Source organism: Mycolicibacterium obuense (assembly GCF_055397605.1).
Map to the genome: position 1 here is coordinate 4,404,055 of NZ_AP043663.1, position 19,896 is coordinate 4,423,950.

Here is a 19,896-nt window from a genome sequence, read left to right on the forward strand (position 1 = left end):
CCTCCTCACTGAGCCAACAACCAACGGGCACAATCGATATCGCACACCAACATGCGGGCGAGCCGCCCCCGAAGCGCTCCCAGCGTGGCGATGTGCTTGGCTTGCCCGCTGGAAATCAGAATCGTCTTCGCGCAGTCGCGGATGTCTTCGAGTGGGACGGAGACCGCCCGCTGTTGCAACTCAGTGGCAACGGGTTCGCCGTGCGCATCGAAGAAGCGACCGCCGATCTCTCCCACCGCCCCGAGGGAGACGAGCTCGTCGAGCATCGTCAGGTCGAGGTAGCTGCCCTCGAACAGGGTGGTCGACGTCGAGACAGCGCCGACACCGAACAGCATCAGATCGGCCCGGCTTCCCGCCTCGAGCGTCCGCGAGATCAGAGAGTCGCTGCGCATCGAGACCACCGTCGATGGATCGGCGTACAAAGGGGCAGGGAGTCGGATGCTTTTTGCCCGCAACACGTCTGCGCACCGGTCGAGAATGTATTCGACGCCAGTCTGGTACACCGACGTTGACATGGCGCCATCCAGTTGGACCACGGTGCGGCAGCTGGCGACGCCCGGCGCCAACGCCGTCACCACGGCCACCTGCTCGGGTCCCCAGGTGAAGCCGAGCACGTCGTCGGGCGCGATGCGCCGCACGAGCAGCGCGGCCGCCGCGCGGCCGACGCTGGCGAACGCCGCGGGCCGCCCCGGCGCACCGACGTCGACGCCATGTCCGGTCACCACCGCCTCGGTCAGGCCGAAACGCTGCTCGAGTTCGCGCTCCTCGTCGGCGTGCAGGTCGTCGCGGAGGGTGGGCGGGACCACGACCTCGATTCGCACGAGGCCGTTCGCTTTCGCCCGCGCCACCAAACGGCCCGCGGTCGGACGGGACACGCCGAGCCGCGCCGCGACCTCGGCCTGCGTCAGCCCGTCGAGGTAGTAGAGAGTGGCCGCCCGCAGGGCGAGGCGCAGGTCATCGGCAGACCCGCGCTCGTTGGGCTGGACGTGATGCTTGCCGAGGGGGCGAGCGAAGTCACCGTCAGGAACCGTTGCGACCACGAACCCACCTCGCTCAGAACGCCTCACCCGTGAGCAAATGCTCAGGGGTGCGAGTAGATGCTCATCACGTTAGCATGCTGAGTGTGATGCACACAACACTTCGACATCGGGTCGGTCCGCGCGCTCCGCACTGTCAGACGGCCTTCGGCATCGGGCCCACCAGGGGTACCGTCACAACGGTGGTGGCGCGGACATGAACCTCGACAACGGAACGCTGCGGCAGCTGACCATTCCCGCCCCGACGTACGCCCGGGCCGAAACCGGTGTCGGCATTGTGCATTTCGGGGTCGGCGGCTTTCACCGGGCGCATCAGGCCGCCTATGTCGATCGGCTCCTCAACGCGGGGCTGGCCGACGGGTGGGGCATCTGCGGGGTCGGCGTGCTGCCCGCCGATCGCAAGATGGCCGACGTGATGGCCGCGCAGGACGGCCTGTACACCTTGCTGCTGGAACACCCTGACGGCACTCGCGAGGCACGGGTCATCGGGTCGATCGTCAACTACCGGTACGCACCCGACGACCCGGAGGTCGTGATCGAGCTGCTGGCCGCACCGAGCACCCGCATCATCTCGCTGACGATCACCGAGGGTGGTTACCAGCTCGACGACCTGCCCGAGATCAACGTGTTCGGCCTCGTCACCGCTGCCCTGGAACGCCGGCGCGAGCGCGGCGTAGCGTCCCCGACGATCGTGTCGTGCGACAACATCGAAGGCAACGGCGATGTCGCCCGGGATGCCTTCACCAGATACGCCGACTCCGCTCACCCGGGGCTTTCGGACTGGATGGCCGAACACACCCGTTTCCCCAATTCGATGGTCGACCGCATCACGCCGGTCACCACGCCCGAAGTGATCGACACTGTGTCAACCGAATTCGGTGTCGACGATCAGTGGCCTGTGATCGCCGAGCCGTTCACCGCATGGGTGCTCGAGGATGCGTTCGCCGACGGCCGGCCGCCGTGGGAGGACGCCGATGTCCTTCTGGTCGACGACGTCACCCCCTACGAGTTGATGAAGCTGCGTCTGCTCAACGCCGGACACCAGACTCTCTGCTATTTCGCGTATCTGGCCGGTTACCGGTTGGTCCACGATGCCGCCGGCGATCCGCTGTTCGCCGAACTGCTGCGGCGCTATTTCGCCGAAGCCACCCCGACCCTGGCCCCGGTGCCCGGTATCGACCTCGAGGACTACCAGCGCACCCTGATCGAGCGTTTCGCCAACCCGGGGGTGCGCGATACGATCGCCCGGCTCTGCGCGTACTCCTCGGACCGGATCCCGCAGTGGCTGGTGCCGGTGATCCGTGCGAATCTGAAAGCCGATCGCGGCGTGCAGATTTCGGCGGCTGTCGTCGCGAGCTGGGCGCGCTACGCCGAAGGCGTCGACGAGCAGGGCGAACCGATCGACGTCGAGGACAACCGTGCCGAGGCCCTCAAGCCTCTGGCACAGGCACAACGCGACAACGCAAGCGCGTTCATCGAGAACACGGCGCTGTTCGGTGACCTCGCACAGCAGCCCCGCTTCGTCGAGGCCTACCGCGAGTCGCTCGCGTCGCTTCACGAGCACGGCGCACGCGCCACGCTGGAAGCACTCATCAACGGTGATGCGCAGTGAGCGGACGACGGGCACTCGTGATCGGTGAAGCGCTGATCGACATCGTGATTCGCGACGGGGAGGTGACCGGCGAGCACGTCGGCGGGAGTCCGCTCAACGTCGCGGTCGGGCTCGGCCGACTCGGGCGCGGCGTCGACTTCCTCACCCACATCGGTCACGACGAGCACGGACGTCGCATCACCGAACACCTGCACGCCTCCGGCGTCGAGCTGGTGACCGGCAGCAGCACTGCCGCCCGCACGCCGACCGCCCGGGCGATACTGGGCGAACACGGCGGAGCCACCTACGAATTCGACATCGCGTGGGCGCTGAGCGGCACCCCCGAGGTGCCCCCACCGCTGGTGGCGCACACCGGTTCGATTGCTGCGGTGCTGGAACCGGGATGTCGGGCGGTGGCTGCACTGCTCGACACGTATCACCCGTCGGCGACGGTGACCTTCGACCCCAACGTCCGGCCCTCGCTGATCGACGACGCCGACGCTGCGCGCAACCGCATCGACCGCCTGATCGAGCGCAGCGACATCGTCAAGGTCAGTGACGAAGACCTGGCCTGGTACGACAAGGAACACTCGCCCGAGGAGATCGCGCGCACGTGGCTCGACCTCGGGCCGGCCGTCGTCGTCGTGACGCGGGGCGAGCGAGGTGCGTTCGGGCTCGTCGCCGGCGGCAGCGTCACCGTTGCGGCACCCGCGGTCGACGTGGTGGACACGGTAGGTGCCGGAGATTCGTTCATGGCAGGACTCATCGATGCGCTGTGGGACATGGACCTGCTGGGCGCCGAGCGCCGGCCCGACCTGCGCCGACTCTCTGAGCCAGCGCTGACCCATGCGCTGGAGACGGCTGCGCTGTCCTCCGCGCTGACCGTCGCGCGGGCGGGTGCCGATCTTCCCGATCGGGCGACCCGCGACGCGGCCGCGGCGAGGTCCGGCCCGCGGGAGGGTGGACCCGGCTAGCCTGGGGTGATGCGGTCCATCTGGAAGGGTTCGATCGCCTTCGGGCTGGTCAACGTCCCCGTCAAGGTCTACAGCGCCACCGAGGACCACGACATCAAGTTCCATCAGGTGCACGCCAAGGACAACGGGCGCATCCGGTACAAGCGCGTGTGTGAAGTCGACGGCGAGGTCGTCGAGTACCGCGACATCGCCAAGGCCTATGAATCGGAAGACGGTCAAACGGTGATCATCACCGACGACGACATCGCCTCCCTGCCCGAGGAGCGCAGCCGTGAGATCGAGGTGCTGGAGTTCGTCCCAGCCAGCGATCTCGACCCGTTGATGTACGACCGCAGCTACTTCCTCGAACCCGACGGGAAGTCGTCGAAATCGTATGTGCTGCTGGCCAAGACGTTGGCAGAGACCGACCGCGTGGCGATCGTGAACTTCGCGCTGCGCAACAAGACCCGGCTGGCCGCGCTACGGGTCAAGGACTTCAGCAAGCGCGACGTGATGATGATCCACACCCTGCTGTGGCCCGACGAGATCCGCGACCCCGACTTCCCGATCCTGGACAAGGAGGTCGAGATCAAGCCCGCAGAGCTCAAGATGGCCAGCCAGGTCGTCGACTCGATGACCGACGACTTCAATCCCGACCGGTATCACGACGACTATCAGGAGCACCTGCACGAGCTGATCCAGGCGAAGCTCGAAGGCGGCGAGGCATTCGCCACCGAGGAGCAACCCACCGAACTCGACGAATCCGAGGACGTCTCGGACCTGCTGGCCAAGCTCGAGGCGAGTGTGAAGGCCCGCAGGGAGCAGGGCTCCAGCAGCGAGAAAGACTCCAGCTCCGAGAAAGAGGGGGAGCCTGCCAAGAAGGCCCCTGCGAAGAAGGCGGCCAAGAAGGCGCCGGCCACACAGGCGGCGAAAAAGGCCCCGGCCAAGAAGGCTGCGAAGAAAGCAGCGACCAAGAAATAGAACGTGTTCCAGAAACGCCCACCGAGGTGGCGGTGCGCTTGCTAGCGTGACGCCCGTGATTCTGGACAGATTCCGGCTCGACGATCAGGTGGCCGTGGTGACGGGCGCAGGCCGCGGCCTCGGCGCGGCGATGGCTGCCGCCTTCGCAGAAGCGGGCGCTGACGTGCTGATCTCCGCACGAACACAGGCCCAGCTGGAGGAGGTCGCCGAGCAGGTCGCTGCGGCCGGCCGGCGTGCGCACATCGTGGTCGCCGACCTCGCTCACGCCGAGGACACCGCGGCGCTGGCAGCCCAGGCGGTGGAGGCCTTCGGCCGACTAGACATCGTCGTCAACAACGTCGGCGGGACCATGCCGAACGCGCTGTTGAACACCTCCACCAAGGATCTTCGCGACGCATTCGCCTTCAACGTCGCCACTGCCCATGCACTGACGCTCGCCGCGGCGCCGCTGATGCTCGAACACTCCGGCGGCGGCAGCATCATCAACATCACCTCGACGATGTCGCGGGTCGCTGGGCGCGGCTTCGCGGCCTACGGCACCGCGAAGGCCGCGCTGGCGCACTACACGCGGCTGTCGGCACTCGACCTCGCACCCCGCATTCGCGTCAACGCGATCGCGCCCGGCTCCATCCTGACCTCTGCCCTCGACATCGTCGCGAGCAACGACGACCTGCGGACGCCGATGGAGAAGGCCACCCCGATGCGCCGGCTCGGCGATCCGCTCGACATCGCCGCGGCCGCGGTCTACCTCGCGTCCCCGGCCGGCGCCTACCTCACCGGCAAAACCCTCGAGGTCGACGGTGGCATCACCTACCCGAACCTCGAACTGCCCATCCCCGATCTGTGAAGGACACCATGACGATTCGCGTCGCCGCCATCGGAACCGGAAACGTCGGCAGACACGCTCTGGCGCAATTGATCTCGAATCCGCAGTTCGAACTCACCGCGGTATGGGTGTCGTCGGACGCCAAGGCGGGCACCGACGCCGGCGAACTCGCCGGACTCGGCGTGTCGACCGGGGTGCTGGCCACCACCGATCTCGAGGCTGTCATCGCCACTGCCCCTGACTGCGCGGTCTACACGGCGATGGCCGACAACCGGTTGCCCGAGGCTCTCGAGGACTACCGGCGCATCCTGGCTGCCGGCATCAATGTGGTCGGAAGCAGCGCGGTGTTCCTGCAGTACCCGTGGGGCGTCTTGCCGGATGACATGGTGACCCCGATCGAGGAGGCGGCGAAGACCGGTAATGCCAGCGTGTTCGTGAACGGGATCGATCCCGGTTTCGCGAACGATCTGCTACCGATGGCGTTGGCAGGCACCTGCCAGAGCATCAGCCAGATCCGCTGCATGGAGATCATCAACTACGACACCTACGACAGCGCGACCGTGATGTTCGACGTGATGGGTTTCGGCGGCAGCCTCGACGAGACGCCGATGCTGTTGATGCCCGGCGTGCTGAGCCTCGCATGGGGGTCGGTGGTGCGGCAGCTGGCCGCCGGCCTGGGCCTGGAACTCGACGAGGTGACCGAGACCCACACTCGCGTGCCCGCACCCGAGGACTTCGACATCGCCTCCGGCCATATCGCCGAAGGCACAACGGCGGCAATCCGTTTCGAGGTGCGTGGAATGAAAGACGGCGAGGTGGCGGTGGTTCTCGAACACGTCACGCGGCTGCGCGACGATCTGTGTCCGGACTGGCCGCAGCCCGCACAACCCGGCGGTTCGTACCGGATCGAGATCACCGGCGAACCGTCCTACACCGTGGATCTGTGCCTGAGCAGTCCCCACGGCGACCACAACCACGCCGGCCTGGTCGCCACGGCCGCTCGCGTGGTGAACGCCATCCCCGCGGTCATCGATGCCGCGCCGGGAATCGTGACAGCGCTCGACTTACCTCCCGTGACTGGCAAAGGTCTGTACGCTAAGCCCTGAACCTGCTGAAAGGACTCCGCATGAAGGCCCGCCTGACCACTTTCGCCGCTGTGCTCGTCGCCGGCGGAGCCTCTCTCGCGATCGCCGCCGCACCTGCTGCGCTGGCACAGCCGTCCTGTGTCCAGACCGGTGAGGGCGGCGGCTTCCAGGGTGGCGCGAACACCGTGTGCGAATCACCGGGCAACTCCCAGATCGATTCCCGCCCCGGCGTGTATGCCGAGCCGTGGGAGGGTGGCTTCGGCTGGGGCTACGGCCCCTACGTCCTCTGAGCCGACGATGATGCGTCGGGTACTGGGCTGTGTGGCACTTGCCGGTGCGGGTGTCGCGATCGCCTGTGGCGGAGCGGGAGTCGCGACGGCGATGCCGAAGTGCAGCGACGTCGGCAAGACCATCACATACTGCGAGACCAACGGCAGCACCCAGATCACCGCGACGCCGCCACCCTGGAATTGGGGCGGCTGGCAGGGCGGTGGCTACTACCCCTTCGGCGCATTCGGCTACCTGCCCTGATCCGCTCCGCGTCATCGCGGACATTGCGGTGACCGCGGATTTTCGTCTAACCTAACTTTTCTCTTCGTACCGACGAACAGAGAAGGCTCACGGGTGAAGCCCGACGTCGCAGCACCGATCCGTCCCCTGTGGTTGTTGCTCGGCCCCGCCTTCGTCGCGGCCATCGCCTACGTCGACCCCGGCAACGTCGCAGCCAATGTCAGCGCGGGAGCCCAGTACGGCTTCCTCCTCGTATGGGTGATCGTCGTCGCCAACCTGATGGCGTGCCTGGTCCAATACCTGTCCGCCAAGCTCGGAGTGGTCACGGGCCGATCGCTGCCCGAGGCAGTGGCCGACCGGATGAGCACCCCGACCCGGGTGGCCTACTGGGTGCAGGCCGAGCTGGTGGCGATGGCGACCGATCTCGCGGAGGTCGTCGGCGGTGCCATCGCGCTGTATCTGCTGTTCGATCTGCCGCTGCTGGTGGGTGGCGTGATCACCGGCGCGGTGTCACTGGTCCTGCTGCTGGTCAAGGATCGCCGCGGCCAGACCGTGTTCGAGCGGGTCATCACGGGCCTGTTGGCGGTCATCGCCATCGGCTTCTTCACCAGCCTGTTCGCGGCGCCTCCGCCCGTCGGCGAGGCCCTCGGCGGTCTGGTGCCCCGCTTCGACGGACCGGAAAGCATCCTGCTGGCGGCCGCGATGCTCGGCGCGACGGTGATGCCCCACGCGGTCTACCTGCACTCGGGGTTGACGCGCGACCGACACGGGCATCACGCGCCAGGTCCCCGACGCAAGGCTCTCCTGCGCGCCACCCGCTGGGACGTCGGTTCCGCGATGCTCGTCGCCGGCGCGGTGAACCTGTCGATGCTGCTGGTCGCCGCGACCACGCTGCAGGGAATCGCGGACACCGACTCCATCGAGGGAGCCTTCGCCGCGGTACAGAACACGCTCGGCCACACCGTCGCGCTGCTGTTCGCGATCGGACTGTTGGCGTCGGGACTCGCCTCGTCATCGGTCGGCGCCTATGCCGGCGCGATGATCATGGACGGTCTGCTGCGCCGGTCGGTGCCACTGCTGACCCGCCGTCTGATCACCTTGCTGCCCGCGCTGGCGGTGCTGGCGGCAGGGGTGGACCCGAGCCGCGCCCTGGTGTTGTCGCAGGTGGTGCTGTCATTCGGAATCCCGTTCGCGCTGATTCCGCTGATCCGGCTGACCAGTGACCGGGCACTGATGGGCGTCGACGTCAACCGCGCGCTGACCACGGCCCTGGGCTGGCTCGTCGCCGGACTCATTAGTGTGCTCAACGTGGCGCTGATCTATCTGACGTTGACGGGCTGAATGACCGCGCGGCACCACTACTTCGCGTACGGCTCGAATCTGTCGGTGCGCCAGATGGCGCAGCGATGCCCCGATGCCACCGATCCGCAGCCCGCCACGCTGGCCGACCACGACTGGCTGATCAACGAACGCGGGGTCGCCACCGTCGAACCGCAGCCGGGCGGGGTGGTCCACGGCGTGGTGTGGCGCATCTCCGACCACGACCTGAAGACGCTGGACAGCGCCGAAGGGGTGCCGGTGCGCTATCGGCGCGACGCGCTGACCGTGCACACCGCCCACGGCCAGCGCACCGCCTGGGTCTACATCGACCACCGCGTCGAACCGGGCCCGCCGCGCCCCGGTTACCTGGAACGGATCCTCGAGGGCGCCCAGCACCATCGCCTGCCACATCGCTGGATCGACTTCCTCCAGCGGTGGGACCCGACGCGGTGGCCGCGCCGCGATACGGCCCCGAATTCTGCTGCGCCGCAATCACTGTCAGAGCTCTTGGCCTCCCCCGGGATCTCCGAGGAGAGCGCGCTGCGGTCGCGGTTCGGGTTCCTGGCCATCCACGGTGGCGGACTGGAGCAGATGACCGACGTGATCGCACGCCGCGCCGCGGATGCCGCGGGTGCGTCCCTCTACGTCGTCCACCACCCGGACCGGTATCCCCACCACCTCGCGTCAGCGCTCTACGATCCGGCGCACTCACCCCGGCTGAAGGACTTCCTCGACCACGTCGACGTCGTCGTATCGCTGCACGGATACGGCCGGATCGGGCGCAGCACGGAGCTGCTGGCGGGCGGCCGGCACCGGGAGCTGGCGCAGCACCTCGCCGATCACATCGAGATTCCGGGCTACCGGGTCATCACCGAGCTCGACGCGATCCCGCGCGAACTTCGCGGCCTGCATCCGGACAACCCTGTCAATCGTCCCCGCGGCGGGGGCGCCCAACTGGAACTCTCCTCGCGGGTGCGCGGTATCAGCCCGCGCAGCGGCCTGCCGGGCGACGACGGTCTGGCTCCCGCCACCTCTGCCCTGGTCCAGGGATTGGTGCAGGCCGCCCGGTCCTGGCGACAGGACTGACAGAAGGACACCATCGGGGCGCAATCCGCAACCCCGCCCGCTCCGAATACAGGATGTGGAACAACAGGGCGGCGCCGCGAACACGACCGCAGCGCTCTACCGCACCCGGATCACGCACCTGCGGCGTGCACCGGTGCATCACTATTTCGAGCACCGCAGCTACAGCTGGCTGGTCGATCTCGACCACATGCCTCACGTGCCGGGATGGCTTCGCGCGTTCGCGACCTTCGACCCCGCCGACCATCTGTGGCCGGCTCCCGTCGATACGCTGCGCGGCCGCGTCGACGCGTTCCTTGCCGACAAAGGCATCGACCTCGCCGGCGGCCGGGTCACTGCGTTGCTGCAACCTCGAGTCCTCGGTGCGGTGTTCAACCCGTTCACCTTCTACTGGTGCCACGGCCCGGACGGCATGCTTCGGCATGTCATCGTCGAGGTCCAGAACAGCTGCGGTGAGCGGCACGCCTACCTGCTCCCGCCGTCGGGCGACTGGCCCGCGATGGTCACGAAGAAGCTGTACGTGTCGCCGTTCAACGACGTCGACGGCCACTACCTGATCAATGCGCCGCACCCGAACGAGCGTCTGGACCTGCGCATCTCGCTGCACCGCGAGAACCATCCGGCATTCGTCGCGACCATGCGGGGCGACCGCAAGGCCGTCGGAACCGCTCAGATTCTGGCGCTGCAGGTGGTGTCGCCGCTGGCACCGAAGATGAACGCGCTGAGCATGCGCGTGCAGGGCACCCTGTTGCGCCTGCGACGCGTTCCGATGGTGCCGCACCCCTCCGAGGAGCGGGAGAAGGTGTACCACTCGTGATCGTCTGGCACACCTGATGACGGCATCCTTGCTCAGGACTTCACCTGACGGCCCGCGGGCAGCCGCTAGGCTACCGCTCGTGACCGCCGAACTCGACGCTTTGCTGCGCCAGGTGGCCCGCCAGGACGTGGACGCCTTCGCTGCTCTCTACGACCAGACCCGGTCGCGGGTCTTCGGTCTGGTTGTGCGAATCCTGCGCGATCCCGGATACAGCGAGGAAACGACGCAGGACATCTACCTGCAGGTCTGGCGCAACGCACACACCTACGACCCGTCGGCGGGGTCGCCGCTGGCATGGCTGATGACCCTGGCGCACCGGCGAGCGGTGGATCGGGTGCGCTCCGAGCAGGCCGCCAGTACCCGGGAATCCCGGTACGGCGCCGCCAACGTCGAGCCGCCCACCGATCACGTCGCCGACGAGGTGATCCTCGACGAGGAGCGCCGCCAGGTGGCGGCGTGCCTCGGGTCGCTCACCGACACCCAACGCGAATGCATCCAGCTCGCGTATTACGACGGTCTTACCTATGTGCAAGTTTCCGAGCATCTTTCGACGAACCTTGCCACCATTAAGTCCCGGATGCGTGACGCGATCCGCGGTCTCCGCCGATGCCTGGGGGTGACATGACCAGCCCGGAAGAACTGCTGACCCTTGCAACGCCCTATGCGCTGCATGCGCTCAGTGACCACGAAGCCGACGACATCGACCGTCGGCTCAGCGAGGCCTCGCCCGAGGTGGCCGAGGCGTTCCGCGCCGAAGTCCGCGCCGTGCGCGAGACGATGGCGGTGATCGCCGAAGCCACGGCCGTCGAACCGCCGCCGGAACTGCGCGCTCAGGTGCTGCGCCAGATCCAGCGCGGTGGCGGTGGTGGTGCAGCTGTCCGTTCCCTCGGCCCGAAACGGCGCCGGTGGGCGACGGTGATGCTAGCCGCGGCGGCCGTGGTCGCCGTCGGCCTCGGCGCTCTCGGCGTCGGAGTCGCGATGCGTCCGAGCGCTTCGGAGTCCACGACCGACCAGATCTTCGCAGCGCCCGATGTGCGCACCGTGTCGGGTGACATCCCCGGCGGAGGTACCGCGACCGTGGTGTTCTCCCGGGAACGCGACTCCGGCGTGCTCGTGATGAACAACGTGACGCCGCCCAAGGCGGGAACGGTCTACCAGATGTGGCTCGTCGCCGCCGACGGTCCGCACTCGGCGGGCACGATGGACGCCGGCGCGGTCACACCGTCGACGACGGCGGTGCTGCCGGACCTCGGCTCGTCGCAGTCGCTGGCATTCACCGTCGAACCGCCCGGCGGGTCCAAGGAACCGACCACGCCGGTCTTCGCCCAGCTCCCGCTGGTCTAGAACTCCAAGGTCGCGTCCGCGACGACGGCGAGCACGTCACGCATGTCGTGTCGGCGCCGCCACGCCCGTCGCTGCCGCATCGCCCCGTTGCCGTGCTCGACGACGGCGGTGAGGCTGCGGTGCACCAGGTCCTCGTCGCCGGCGACCTCGAGCGCCGGTCGCACCCAGTCGACCAGGTTCTGCAGCAACGTCTGCACCGGCGCGGCAGTGTTGCTGCTCAGGTCGACGCCGTGTCCGTCCAGGCCGTCCCGCGCGGCCTTCCAGTAGGCCGCCTTCAATGTCCAGGCATCCACCGTCGGTTGCGGATCGCCGCGGTCTTCCTCCGCGAGCGCGGTCATCACCGCTGCCCGGGCCAACGCCGCGAGCAGAACCGTCTCCCCCACTGTCGCGGGCACGTCGGCGACCCGGATCTCGACGGTCGGGAAGTCGGCCGAGGGCCGCACGTCCCAATAGACCATGCCGTCGTCGCGAATCACCTCGGACTGCACCAGCATCTGCACCGCGGCGTCGTACTCCGCGGCGGAGTCGAAGTGCGGTGGCGGGCCGGCGCTCGGCCAACGCGCCCACAGGACGCTGCGCCAGCTCGAGTGGCCCGTGTCGGCATTGCGGTAGATCGCCGAGTTCGCGGTCAACGCGAGCAGCGCCGGCAGCCACGGGCGCAGGCGGTTCGACACCGCGACCGCCGCGTCCCGATCCGGGACCGCGACGTGCACGTGGCACCCGCAGATGCCTTGTTCATGGGCGATCATCCCGAACCGGTCGCCGATGTCCCGATAGCGCGGAGTGTCGGTGATCGGGAAGTCGTGCGGCAGTGTCGGGGGCAGACCGGCCGCCAGCAGCCGCGCGCCGGCCTGATCGGCGGCGTCGGCGGCGGTGCGTCGCAGCCGGACCAGGGAGGTGTGGAGTTCGTTTGCGGTGTGCGCGACGTCTGTGGCCGTCTCGATCTGGCAGCTGGTGAGCTCGAGTTGCAGGTCGAGCCCCAACTGGGCGGCATGGTCGGCGACGTCGCGGTTTCGGGGCAGCGGTGCGCCGGAATCCGGATCGACCAGGAGGAATTCTTCTTCGACGCCGATCGTGGGGATGTCTGCCATGGCCGTGCACAACCTGCTGAAAATTTTGATCCGGCCCGTCGGATGTGTTCAACGACGGGCCGGATCGGCGGGAAAAGTCTGCAGCGTTAATGCCCCTGCCGGATCCGGTTCAAACCTGTCCCTACGATCGGATCGTGGCCGATGAGTTCCGATTTGGTATCGGCGTGATGCGCGGTACGTCACGCCGGCAACTGCACGATTTCGCACGTCAGGCCGAGGACCTCGGCTATGACGTGGTGCACGTGCCGGACCACCTGGGTGGTCCGGCACCGTTTCCGGTGATGACGGCGCTCGCGATGGCGACGTCGACCCTGCGGGTCGGCACGTTCGTCCTCAACGCAGCGTTCTATCGGCCGGCACTACTGACGCGAGACGTGACGGCGCTGCACGACGTGTCCGAGGGACGCCTCGACCTCGGATTGGGCACGGGCTACGTCAAGGAAGAGTTCGACGCCGCAGGTATTCCGTTTCCGAGCGCGGGCGCGCGGGTCGAGCACCTGCGAGACACCTGCGCGTATCTGGCCGAGCACGCGCCCGATGTGCCGATCATGATCGCCGGCAACGGGGATCGGGTCCTGCGGATCGCGGCTCGAATGGCCGACATCGTGGGGCTCACCGGAGGGGACCGGGCGCCCGACGCCGACGAGGATCCGCTGGCAGATCGGATCGCGTTCGTGCGCGACGCGGCCGGTGACCGCTTCGACGCCCTGGAACTGAACATCGCGGTCACTGCGATGCCGCTGGACGGTTCCGGTATGCCGGACCTGACGATTCCGCGGCACTTCCTGCCCGGCCTGTCGGACGACGAACTGCTGCGCCATCCGGGGGTGCTGTCAGGGTCTGCGGCCGACATGGCCGACCGGATTCGCAGCTACCGCGACCGCTACGGCATCAGCTACGTGACGGTGCAGGATCGGCACGCCGAAGCCTTCGGCGAGGTCATCGCACTGTTGAAATAGCCTGCTAGAGCCACAGATACAGCCCTGAGAGCAGGGCCCACATCCCGACGCAGTACGCCTCGAACGCGGCACGCAGCGCGATCGGCGCGTGCCGCAACTCCATGAAGTCGAGGCCGACGAGGCGCACCTTGATCGCGGCGATACCGAGCACGAGGACGCCGACCGTCGAGCCGGTGCCGTGTTCGGCGCCCACCGCCCAGGAGACCACGGTGGCGGCGATCAGAACCAGCCAGCTCAGCCCGGCGCGGTTCGAGAGCAGTTTCAGCACCGTCATCGTCAGCTCACCAGATACAGGAGTGCGAACAGGAAGATCCACAGCAGGTCCACCAGATGCCAGAAGCATGCGGCGCCTTCGACCAAAGCGGTGCGGGTGGCACTGAGCTCGTCACGTCGGGTCTGCGTGAGGAGAAACGTCAAGGCTGCGAGTCCGAGGCAGACGTGGAACAGGTGCAGTCCGGTGAGGATGACGTAGTAGAGGTAGAAGTGGTTGGCGCCCGGGCCGTGTCCCGCGTGCGCGAGCGAGACGTATTCGGTCACCTTGAGAGCGATGAAGATCAGACCGCAGGCGATCGCCGCACCGGCCGCGCGGGTGGCGATGGTGCGCTGCGCGGCGCGCATCGCGTTGAGAGCGAGCACGACGCACAGCGAGCTGGTCAACAGCACCAGCGTGTTGGCCACCCCGACGCCGATGTGCAGGGTGGTTCGCGCTTCGTCGAAAAGCTCTGGTGCGCTTGCACGTTCGACGAGGAAGGTGACGAAGAACGCACCGAACACGAGCATGTCGCCGAACAGGAAGACCCAGGTGCCGCTTTCGGCAGGCACCCGGCGGACGGCGGCGGTCACCCGGACAGTGCCCGCTCGACAGTGATCGATTTCAGGATCACCGCCGTCGTGGTGAACAACCAGATCACGAGCACCAGCCCGGGGATGTAGAACGCGAACACCCCGTTCCACGCGAGCGGCCCGTCGTTGAAAACGACCACGACGCACCCGGGTAGCGACAGCGTGGCCACCCACAGGTTGAGGTAGCCGTACCAGCGCGGGAAGGTCGGGGTGTCGGCCTGGTCGGTGAACGCGGCGATGGCCAGGGTGATGTTCTGGACGATGATCGTCCCGACGATGCCGATGAACCACAGCCAGAAGACGTCGTTGAGCGCCTGGGTGAGTTCGGCGGATCGGCCTTCGGGCCGGAAGGCGGCCACCCCGAGGAAGAACTGTGGAAAGATCAACGCCGGCACGAACACCGTGGCGGCCATCAATTGCGTCATCGACAGCATTCCCCAGCCGCCCTCGGCGCGCTTGATGCGCAGCAGGATGACGGCGAGGAACGGCAGCGCCAGCGCGGCGCTGAGCAACGCTCCGGAGACACCGAAGCGGATCCAGAGTTTGTGGTCGACGAAGAACCTTGCGATCTCGTCGGCAGAGGCGGTCGGCGACAACGGCGGGAAGAGTTGCGCGACGCCGGAGAAGCTGGCGCCGTAGAGGATGATCATGATGCTGCCCGACCAGGCGCCGATGCGTTGCAGTGTCAGCTCCACGCTCGGGACGCTACCGGCGGCTTCGCTACGTTTTGTCACTTTTGACATATCGGCCGGACTGGGGTTCAGCGGTCGTTGCCCGGTAAGCTCCCAGCGTCGCCCCCGTAGCTCAGGGGATAGAGCACGGCTCTCCTAAAGCCGGTGTCGCAGGTTCGAATCCTGCCGGGGGCACTCTCACCAGCGTGTTTGTCACGCACTCGGTGGATTATGACCCGCTATGGGTTGTTTATAGGTCGTAAATGCCTGACGGGCTTGCCCAGGCGGTCGGCGAACACGTCCAGCGCGGCGGAGGTATCCGGGGCTGCCATCGCCCGCTCGATGTAGTGCCGTCGCGTGACATCGCTATCGGAGTGCCCCAACTGCTTGGCGGCGTACTCGATACCGAACTGCCGTTCCACCATCGTCGCCACCGTGCGGCGGAAGGTGTGCGGAGTCACCCACTTGTAGTCCTCACCACGGATGTCGCGCCAACTCTTGCGAACCCACGACAAACTGCGGGGATCACCGACACGGTTCGGCAACACCAACTCGAACGGTAACGCACGGTCACGCTGCCTCTTGAGTGCCACCCGTCCGAACTCGGGGAGTGTGATGGTGCGGTAGCTGCTGTGAGTCTTCCCCCACGCCTGCCGCTTGTTCTTGTTGGTCAGCGTCCCCGCGATGGTCACCTTGCACGGCGCGGCGGGGTCATCGTCCAGGTTCTCCACGTCTTCCCATCGGATAGCCAACAGCTCACCGATACGGGCACCCGTAGCCAGCAGAAGCGTGAACATCTCCACCAGGTCATAGCCGCGTTTTGGTCCGAATGACTGCGCTGCCTGCCACACGGTGATACGCCCCAACAACACCTCTACGTCGTCAGCGGTGAGCGCTTTCGGCTTCCCCCGTTTGCGCGGCGGGGTGTAGGTGTCGTTGACGGGGTTGAACTCCAACAGCCCAAACCGCACACCCATGCTCGACGCCTGCCGCAATGTGGTGCGGGCATCGCGGACACGAACCTCCAGACCACGAAGAAAGCCGTCCACCCGCTGCGGGTCAAGCTCTCGGATACGCAACTTCCCCAGACCCGGAATCACCAACTGCTCGACGGCGCGGTGATAATAGTCCTTGGTCTGGTCTGTGCGCCCCGAACCGTCCACTTCGACCAGCCAGCGACGCATGAGGTCAGCCACGGTGGACTCGGCGGTCAATGACTCGGTGAAGCCTTGACTCTTGCGGACTTTCAGCTTCTCCCGAAGTGCTGCTTCGGCGCGGGCTCCCGTGGTTCCTGTTGCTTTGACGCGGCGGGTCTCCCCGTCACGGTCACGGAACCTAGCTTCAGCAAGCCACTGCCCCGGTGCCATCTCGACGCGGCGAATCTTGCCGTAGGTGCCAATCGGCAACGGCGGTCTACCAGCCATCAGGATGCTCCCTTCTTGTATGTCCAGGGCGGGTTCGATGCGCGGCGGAACGCCTCACGCTCGAAGTCGTCCAACATCTCATGGGACAGTGACTGCTCCCCTTTGAGCCAGAGGTACATATCCCCTGCCTTCTCCCAGCTAGTCCCCGACAACAGCACATCGGTGTCGGGGTTTTCGTCATCAGGTATCGGGGTGAGAAGCGCCAGCGGGGACACCCCGAGAGCCGCTGCTAGACAGGTCAACTGGTCTACGGACACGCCGCGCCTGCCCGCTTCGATGTCGGTGATCCCCGACGAGGACATAGGGACACCCTGTTCGGCGACCGCCGCCGCCAACACACGTGTCGTAGAGCCTTCGGCGGTACGGACGCGGCGAAGGTTCGCACCGACCACCTGCGACGTGTGCTTTTCGGACATACGGCACAGAGTAACACTTGCTGCTCTATACCCGCGTGTTTGCGCTCTGCCATTCAGAGCGACGTGTGTTAGTCTGTTTGTCAGAGCAGATAGTCTGCACAGCCGAGCGGCTGAACCGCACAAGAGAGCACACCATGTCCGACGACACCAAGACCGAAGACGACAAGCGGCGGCTACCCACACATGAGGAAGCCACCGAACGTGTGCTCACGCGTAGCGCTATCGACTTGTCCGCCTTGGCGGTGCTGATGGATGTGCACCCGAGCACGCTGCACCGGTTGGCAACCAAGGACGCCAAGAACGACACCAACGAGTTTCCGGTGCCATTCACCCGAATCGGTCAGCGGTGGGTCATCCCGTCCGAGCCTGTACGTGCATTCCTGCGCCTGGGCGAGTTCTCCGCCACTGCGAAGGTGGCGGTGTAGTCCCGTGACCATCACCATCCAACCGCTGCGGAATACCCGCGTGCTGTTGCGAGTCCGGCACGGTGGGCGCGTCACCTCACGCACTTTCCCGTCCGAGGCTGCCGCCCGTACCGCGTTGCGTGAGGCTCACGAAGTCATCGAGATGTTCACCGTTGACGGTGAGCCAGTATTGGGTTTGCTGGAAGCGGCGCTGCCCAGATGGGCGTATCCACTCATTCCGGGATGGAGCGCAGCGTGACCACCTTCACCGGACCCGAGCTTGACCGTTTCTGGGACAAGGTGTCCCCGTCTGCGGGTGACTGCTGGCTGTGGACGGCATCGACCAACGGCAAGGGCTACGGGACGTTCGGGCTCATTAGGACAAAGACGAGCTACCTGGCTCATCGTGTGTCATGGGAACAGCGTCACGGCGTGATCCCGGACGGTTTCACCCTTGACCATTCGGTGTGCGGTACCAAGCGCTGCGTCAACCCTGCCCACCTGGAAATTGTCACACGGCGCGTGAACGCCTGGCGTGGGACGGGCATTCACTGGCGGCGGGACTACCGCGAGATGCTGGCGCGAGTTGCCCTGCACCCCGCTGCTGACGGACTGATCCGCATGCGAGATGTGGGCGCGCTCATCGGCGTTCAGAGCCGCATCATGCGCCGCGCTGTCCATGACGGGGAGCTATCGCAAGTGGTCATCAACCACCGTGAGCGGTATATCCGCAAGACCGACCTCATCGACTTCATTGTTCGTCGCGCCGCCGAGGACGCGGGCGCGACGGTTGCCCGAGCACTCATCGACCAACAGAAGGACGCCGCGTGAACACCGAAGCCTGGGACACCGACTACACCCCCGCGTTCCGAGCCAAGAACTACCTCACCGGACTCACCACGGTGTTCGCCGATGGCACCCGCCCGACGTTGGACAGTGCCCGCTGCTCAGGTACCGAGTTCCCCGAACCTTTCGCCCGCCTCACCGCGCAGTGGGGCAAGTGCTTAGACGCCGCGCAGGTGATCAACGAGCGGTACTACGAGGACTGGAACCGTGCGGGCGGCGTGTTGACGGTTATCGCACCCGCGACGAGGGACACCGCATTGTCCGAGCTGCGCATCGTGTGGAACACCTTGGCACGCACCTACATCACGGAGACCCTAGACCGTGACCGCATCGCTTGGGACTGCCCGTTCTGCGGCACTCACGTGGGTGTCGATGCGTGCACGGAGGACGGTAGGTGCCCCGAGTGCTGCTGTGTGCTCAACACCAACGACAACGAAAGTGACTGGCTGTGATGGACAACGAGCCCGAGCTGACCGTTGACGAGAAGCTCACTCTGGCGGCGGTGTACGTCGCTGCTGCGACCAGCGACAGAGGAGATGATGCGTCGTGCTGAAACGATTTGCGGAGAAGGTGTTCGCGGCGGCGAACCGTATCGCGGGGCTCAACACCCCGAAACCAACGTCGCTACCACCGAGCGCTCCGATCACGTTTGACCTTGACCCCGACCCGTTTCGTAGCAAGCCCTACCAGGGCGGGACGTGACAACTTCACACGCACACCGGAGACCATCCCACACACTCAACGAAGGAGAGAAGAACATGACACACACCCTCATCACTGGACGACCAGGCAGCGGACTCACTTACACCGCCAAGGGAATTGCCCGAGAGGCGGTTGGACGCGGCGAATCGGTCACCGTCGTCGCCGGTTCCGAGTACCGCGCACCGGAATGGGCAAACGTCGAAGGCATCACCGTCACCATCAACGCCCGCCGCGCCGTCACCAAGGCGCGAGACCTGGTGTACGACCGTGCAGAGCGCCGCGCCTACGACGAGACCCCGCACACCGTCATCCTGGACGATCCTGTGCTGGGCGAAAGCGACTGGGACGCTGTGGAGCGGATCACGGGACTGGGACGGCAGGTGAACGTCACACTGGTCATCACGACGCGCACCCTGCGCGGGATACCGCGCAGCGTCGCGGACAGCATGGAAGTTGTCGAATTGGAGCCCGCAGCGGTCTGACCCACCCAACAACACCGCCCGTTTCCATTGTGGAGGCGGGCGGTGTGTCATGTATGCCTTGCACCCTGTTAATGTCGCATCAGCACCAGTTTGCCTGTCCCGCAAGACAACACACCGTGTTTGTGATGAACGTCACACCATTATTCCTTACAAACTATGTAATGAATGGTAGAGTAGGTACTACAAGAGAGACGGGGCGGCAACCCCGAAACCACAACACCAAACAGATTGAGAGACAACCATGTATGACGACATGCCCGAGCTGGACGAGTTCTTCGCCGCCGTGAGGGAGAACGTGACCGCCGAGCACGGCGACGCCATCGCGGACGCCGTTATCGCTCACCTGAAGAAGGACGTATATCTCTACTGGGATGTGTACCACCTGGGCGTGACCGCTGACAACCTGGAGCATTTCGAGGGCGTCACGGCTCTCATCGAGTTCCTGACCGCCGTATCCGAGCCCATCGCGGCGTAAGTCCACGGGGACGGGGAGCCCCGCTTGTGTCAACCA

The 19,896-nt window shown here is 66.3% G+C and carries 26 protein-coding genes and 1 tRNA gene; 20 read left to right on the forward strand and 7 right to left on the reverse strand.

Annotated features, from left to right (window positions below; genetic code table 11):
• Positions 1-5: 5 nt before the first annotated feature.
• Positions 6-953, reverse strand: a complete 948-nt coding sequence (locus tag ACZ50N_RS21060) for a sugar-binding transcriptional regulator (protein WP_464475688.1) — start codon at positions 951-953, stop codon at positions 6-8.
• Between the two features lie 280 nt (positions 954-1,233).
• On the opposite strand from ACZ50N_RS21060, the gene ACZ50N_RS21065 reads away from it, so the two are divergent.
• From ACZ50N_RS21065 to ACZ50N_RS21120, 12 genes are all read left to right on the forward strand, one after another.
• Positions 1,234-2,649, forward strand: a complete 1,416-nt coding sequence (locus ACZ50N_RS21065; RefSeq protein WP_464473684.1) for a mannitol dehydrogenase family protein — start codon at positions 1,234-1,236, stop codon at positions 2,647-2,649.
• Positions 2,646-3,602, forward strand: a complete 957-nt coding sequence (locus tag ACZ50N_RS21070; protein WP_464473685.1) for a carbohydrate kinase family protein — start codon at positions 2,646-2,648, stop codon at positions 3,600-3,602. The genes ACZ50N_RS21065 and ACZ50N_RS21070 overlap by 4 nt, the downstream gene beginning before the upstream one ends.
• A 9-nt stretch (positions 3,603-3,611) precedes the next feature.
• A complete protein-coding gene (gene ku / locus ACZ50N_RS21075; protein ID WP_133414636.1) occupies positions 3,612-4,562 on the forward strand; it encodes a non-homologous end joining protein Ku in 951 nt (316 codons plus the stop codon).
• A 55-nt stretch (positions 4,563-4,617) separates the two neighbouring features.
• A complete protein-coding gene (locus ACZ50N_RS21080) occupies positions 4,618-5,409 on the forward strand; it encodes an SDR family oxidoreductase (RefSeq protein ID WP_464473686.1) in 792 nt (263 codons plus the stop codon).
• Between the two features lie 8 nt (positions 5,410-5,417).
• On the forward strand, positions 5,418-6,494 hold the full coding sequence (locus ACZ50N_RS21085; protein WP_048424030.1) for an NAD(P)H-dependent amine dehydrogenase family protein: 1,077 nt from the start codon (positions 5,418-5,420) through the stop codon (positions 6,492-6,494).
• Between the two features lie 20 nt (positions 6,495-6,514).
• Positions 6,515-6,763, forward strand: a complete 249-nt coding sequence (locus ACZ50N_RS21090) for a hypothetical protein (RefSeq protein WP_046364374.1) — start codon at positions 6,515-6,517, stop codon at positions 6,761-6,763.
• A 31-nt stretch (positions 6,764-6,794) separates the two neighbouring features.
• Positions 6,795-7,004, forward strand: coding sequence for a hypothetical protein (locus ACZ50N_RS21095; protein WP_464473687.1), 210 nt, complete (start codon positions 6,795-6,797; stop codon positions 7,002-7,004).
• Between the two features lie 93 nt (positions 7,005-7,097).
• Complete coding sequence (locus ACZ50N_RS21100) at positions 7,098-8,324, forward strand: Nramp family divalent metal transporter (RefSeq protein ID WP_464473688.1); 1,227 nt, start codon at positions 7,098-7,100, stop codon at positions 8,322-8,324.
• On the forward strand, positions 8,325-9,389 hold the full coding sequence (locus ACZ50N_RS21105; RefSeq protein ID WP_046364377.1) for a poly-gamma-glutamate hydrolase family protein: 1,065 nt from the start codon (positions 8,325-8,327) through the stop codon (positions 9,387-9,389).
• Between the two features lie 46 nt (positions 9,390-9,435).
• Positions 9,436-10,203 carry a DUF1365 domain-containing protein gene (locus ACZ50N_RS21110; RefSeq protein WP_046364378.1) on the forward strand — a complete coding sequence of 256 codons (768 nt, stop codon included), beginning with the start codon at positions 9,436-9,438 and terminating at the stop codon, positions 10,201-10,203.
• Positions 10,204-10,219: 16 nt separating this feature from the next.
• On the forward strand, positions 10,220-10,828 hold the full coding sequence (locus tag ACZ50N_RS21115) for a sigma-70 family RNA polymerase sigma factor (protein WP_046364379.1): 609 nt from the start codon (positions 10,220-10,222) through the stop codon (positions 10,826-10,828).
• Positions 10,825-11,547: an anti-sigma factor gene (locus ACZ50N_RS21120; RefSeq protein WP_048424020.1), complete on the forward strand. Its 723-nt coding sequence runs from the start codon at positions 10,825-10,827 to the stop codon at positions 11,545-11,547. The genes ACZ50N_RS21115 and ACZ50N_RS21120 overlap by 4 nt, the downstream gene beginning before the upstream one ends.
• Here the strand turns inward: ACZ50N_RS21120 and ACZ50N_RS21125 are convergent.
• Entirely contained in the window at positions 11,544-12,638 is a 1,095-nt protein-coding gene (locus ACZ50N_RS21125; RefSeq protein WP_464473689.1) for a glutamate--cysteine ligase 2, read from the reverse strand. The two genes, ACZ50N_RS21120 and ACZ50N_RS21125, sit on opposite strands and share 4 nt — an antisense overlap.
• Positions 12,639-12,772: 134 nt before the next feature.
• Between ACZ50N_RS21125 and ACZ50N_RS21130 the strand changes: the two genes are divergently transcribed.
• Complete coding sequence (locus tag ACZ50N_RS21130) at positions 12,773-13,597, forward strand: LLM class F420-dependent oxidoreductase (protein WP_111511298.1); 825 nt, start codon at positions 12,773-12,775, stop codon at positions 13,595-13,597.
• Between the two features lie 4 nt (positions 13,598-13,601).
• On the opposite strand, the gene ACZ50N_RS21135 is transcribed toward ACZ50N_RS21130, so the two are convergent.
• Genes ACZ50N_RS21135 through ACZ50N_RS21145 form a run of 3 tightly spaced genes read right to left on the reverse strand, consistent with a single transcriptional unit; the run spans position 13,602 to position 15,090 of the window.
• Positions 13,602-13,871, reverse strand: a complete 270-nt coding sequence (locus ACZ50N_RS21135; RefSeq protein WP_464473690.1) for a cytochrome C oxidase subunit IV family protein — start codon at positions 13,869-13,871, stop codon at positions 13,602-13,604.
• Positions 13,872-13,873: 2 nt separating this feature from the next.
• Entirely contained in the window at positions 13,874-14,440 is a 567-nt protein-coding gene (locus ACZ50N_RS21140; protein ID WP_046364383.1) for a cytochrome c oxidase subunit 3, read from the reverse strand.
• The gene (locus tag ACZ50N_RS21145; RefSeq protein ID WP_464475689.1) at positions 14,437-15,090 is read right to left on the reverse strand and encodes a hypothetical protein; all 654 of its coding nucleotides are present in this window, start codon (positions 15,088-15,090) and stop codon (positions 14,437-14,439) included. The genes ACZ50N_RS21140 and ACZ50N_RS21145 overlap by 4 nt, the downstream gene beginning before the upstream one ends.
• Before the next feature lie 143 nt (positions 15,091-15,233).
• On the opposite strand from ACZ50N_RS21145, the gene ACZ50N_RS21150 reads away from it, so the two are divergent.
• Positions 15,234-15,306 (forward strand) — tRNA-Arg (locus tag ACZ50N_RS21150).
• A gap of 44 nt (positions 15,307-15,350) precedes the next feature.
• Here ACZ50N_RS21150 and ACZ50N_RS21155 read toward each other — a convergent pair.
• Positions 15,351-16,517, reverse strand: a complete 1,167-nt coding sequence (locus ACZ50N_RS21155; RefSeq protein WP_464473691.1) for a tyrosine-type recombinase/integrase — start codon at positions 16,515-16,517, stop codon at positions 15,351-15,353.
• Positions 16,518-16,534: 17 nt separating this feature from the next.
• Complete coding sequence (locus ACZ50N_RS21160) at positions 16,535-16,951, reverse strand: helix-turn-helix domain-containing protein (protein ID WP_464473692.1); 417 nt, start codon at positions 16,949-16,951, stop codon at positions 16,535-16,537.
• Between the two features lie 134 nt (positions 16,952-17,085).
• Here ACZ50N_RS21160 and ACZ50N_RS21165 point away from each other — a divergent pair, with 134 nt between their 5' ends.
• The 6 genes from ACZ50N_RS21165 to ACZ50N_RS21190 all read left to right on the forward strand — a co-directional run bounded on the left by ACZ50N_RS21165 (position 17,086) and on the right by ACZ50N_RS21190 (position 19,860).
• Entirely contained in the window at positions 17,086-17,376 is a 291-nt protein-coding gene (locus ACZ50N_RS21165; protein WP_464473693.1) for a hypothetical protein, read from the forward strand.
• A gap of 4 nt (positions 17,377-17,380) precedes the next feature.
• Positions 17,381-17,614: a hypothetical protein gene (locus tag ACZ50N_RS21170; protein WP_464473694.1), complete on the forward strand. Its 234-nt coding sequence runs from the start codon at positions 17,381-17,383 to the stop codon at positions 17,612-17,614.
• Positions 17,611-18,186 (forward strand): HNH endonuclease signature motif containing protein, encoded by a 576-nt coding sequence (locus tag ACZ50N_RS21175; protein ID WP_464473695.1) that lies wholly within the window; start codon positions 17,611-17,613, stop codon positions 18,184-18,186. Before ACZ50N_RS21170 ends, ACZ50N_RS21175 begins: the two co-directional genes overlap by 4 nt.
• Positions 18,183-18,653 carry a hypothetical protein gene (locus tag ACZ50N_RS21180; protein WP_464473696.1) on the forward strand — a complete coding sequence of 157 codons (471 nt, stop codon included), beginning with the start codon at positions 18,183-18,185 and terminating at the stop codon, positions 18,651-18,653. The genes ACZ50N_RS21175 and ACZ50N_RS21180 overlap by 4 nt, the downstream gene beginning before the upstream one ends.
• Before the next feature lie 306 nt (positions 18,654-18,959).
• Positions 18,960-19,385 (forward strand): ATP-binding protein, encoded by a 426-nt coding sequence (locus ACZ50N_RS21185; RefSeq protein WP_464473697.1) that lies wholly within the window; start codon positions 18,960-18,962, stop codon positions 19,383-19,385.
• 253 nt (positions 19,386-19,638) lie between these two features.
• Positions 19,639-19,860, forward strand: coding sequence for a hypothetical protein (locus ACZ50N_RS21190; RefSeq protein ID WP_464473698.1), 222 nt, complete (start codon positions 19,639-19,641; stop codon positions 19,858-19,860).
• Positions 19,861-19,896 lie beyond the last annotated feature (36 nt).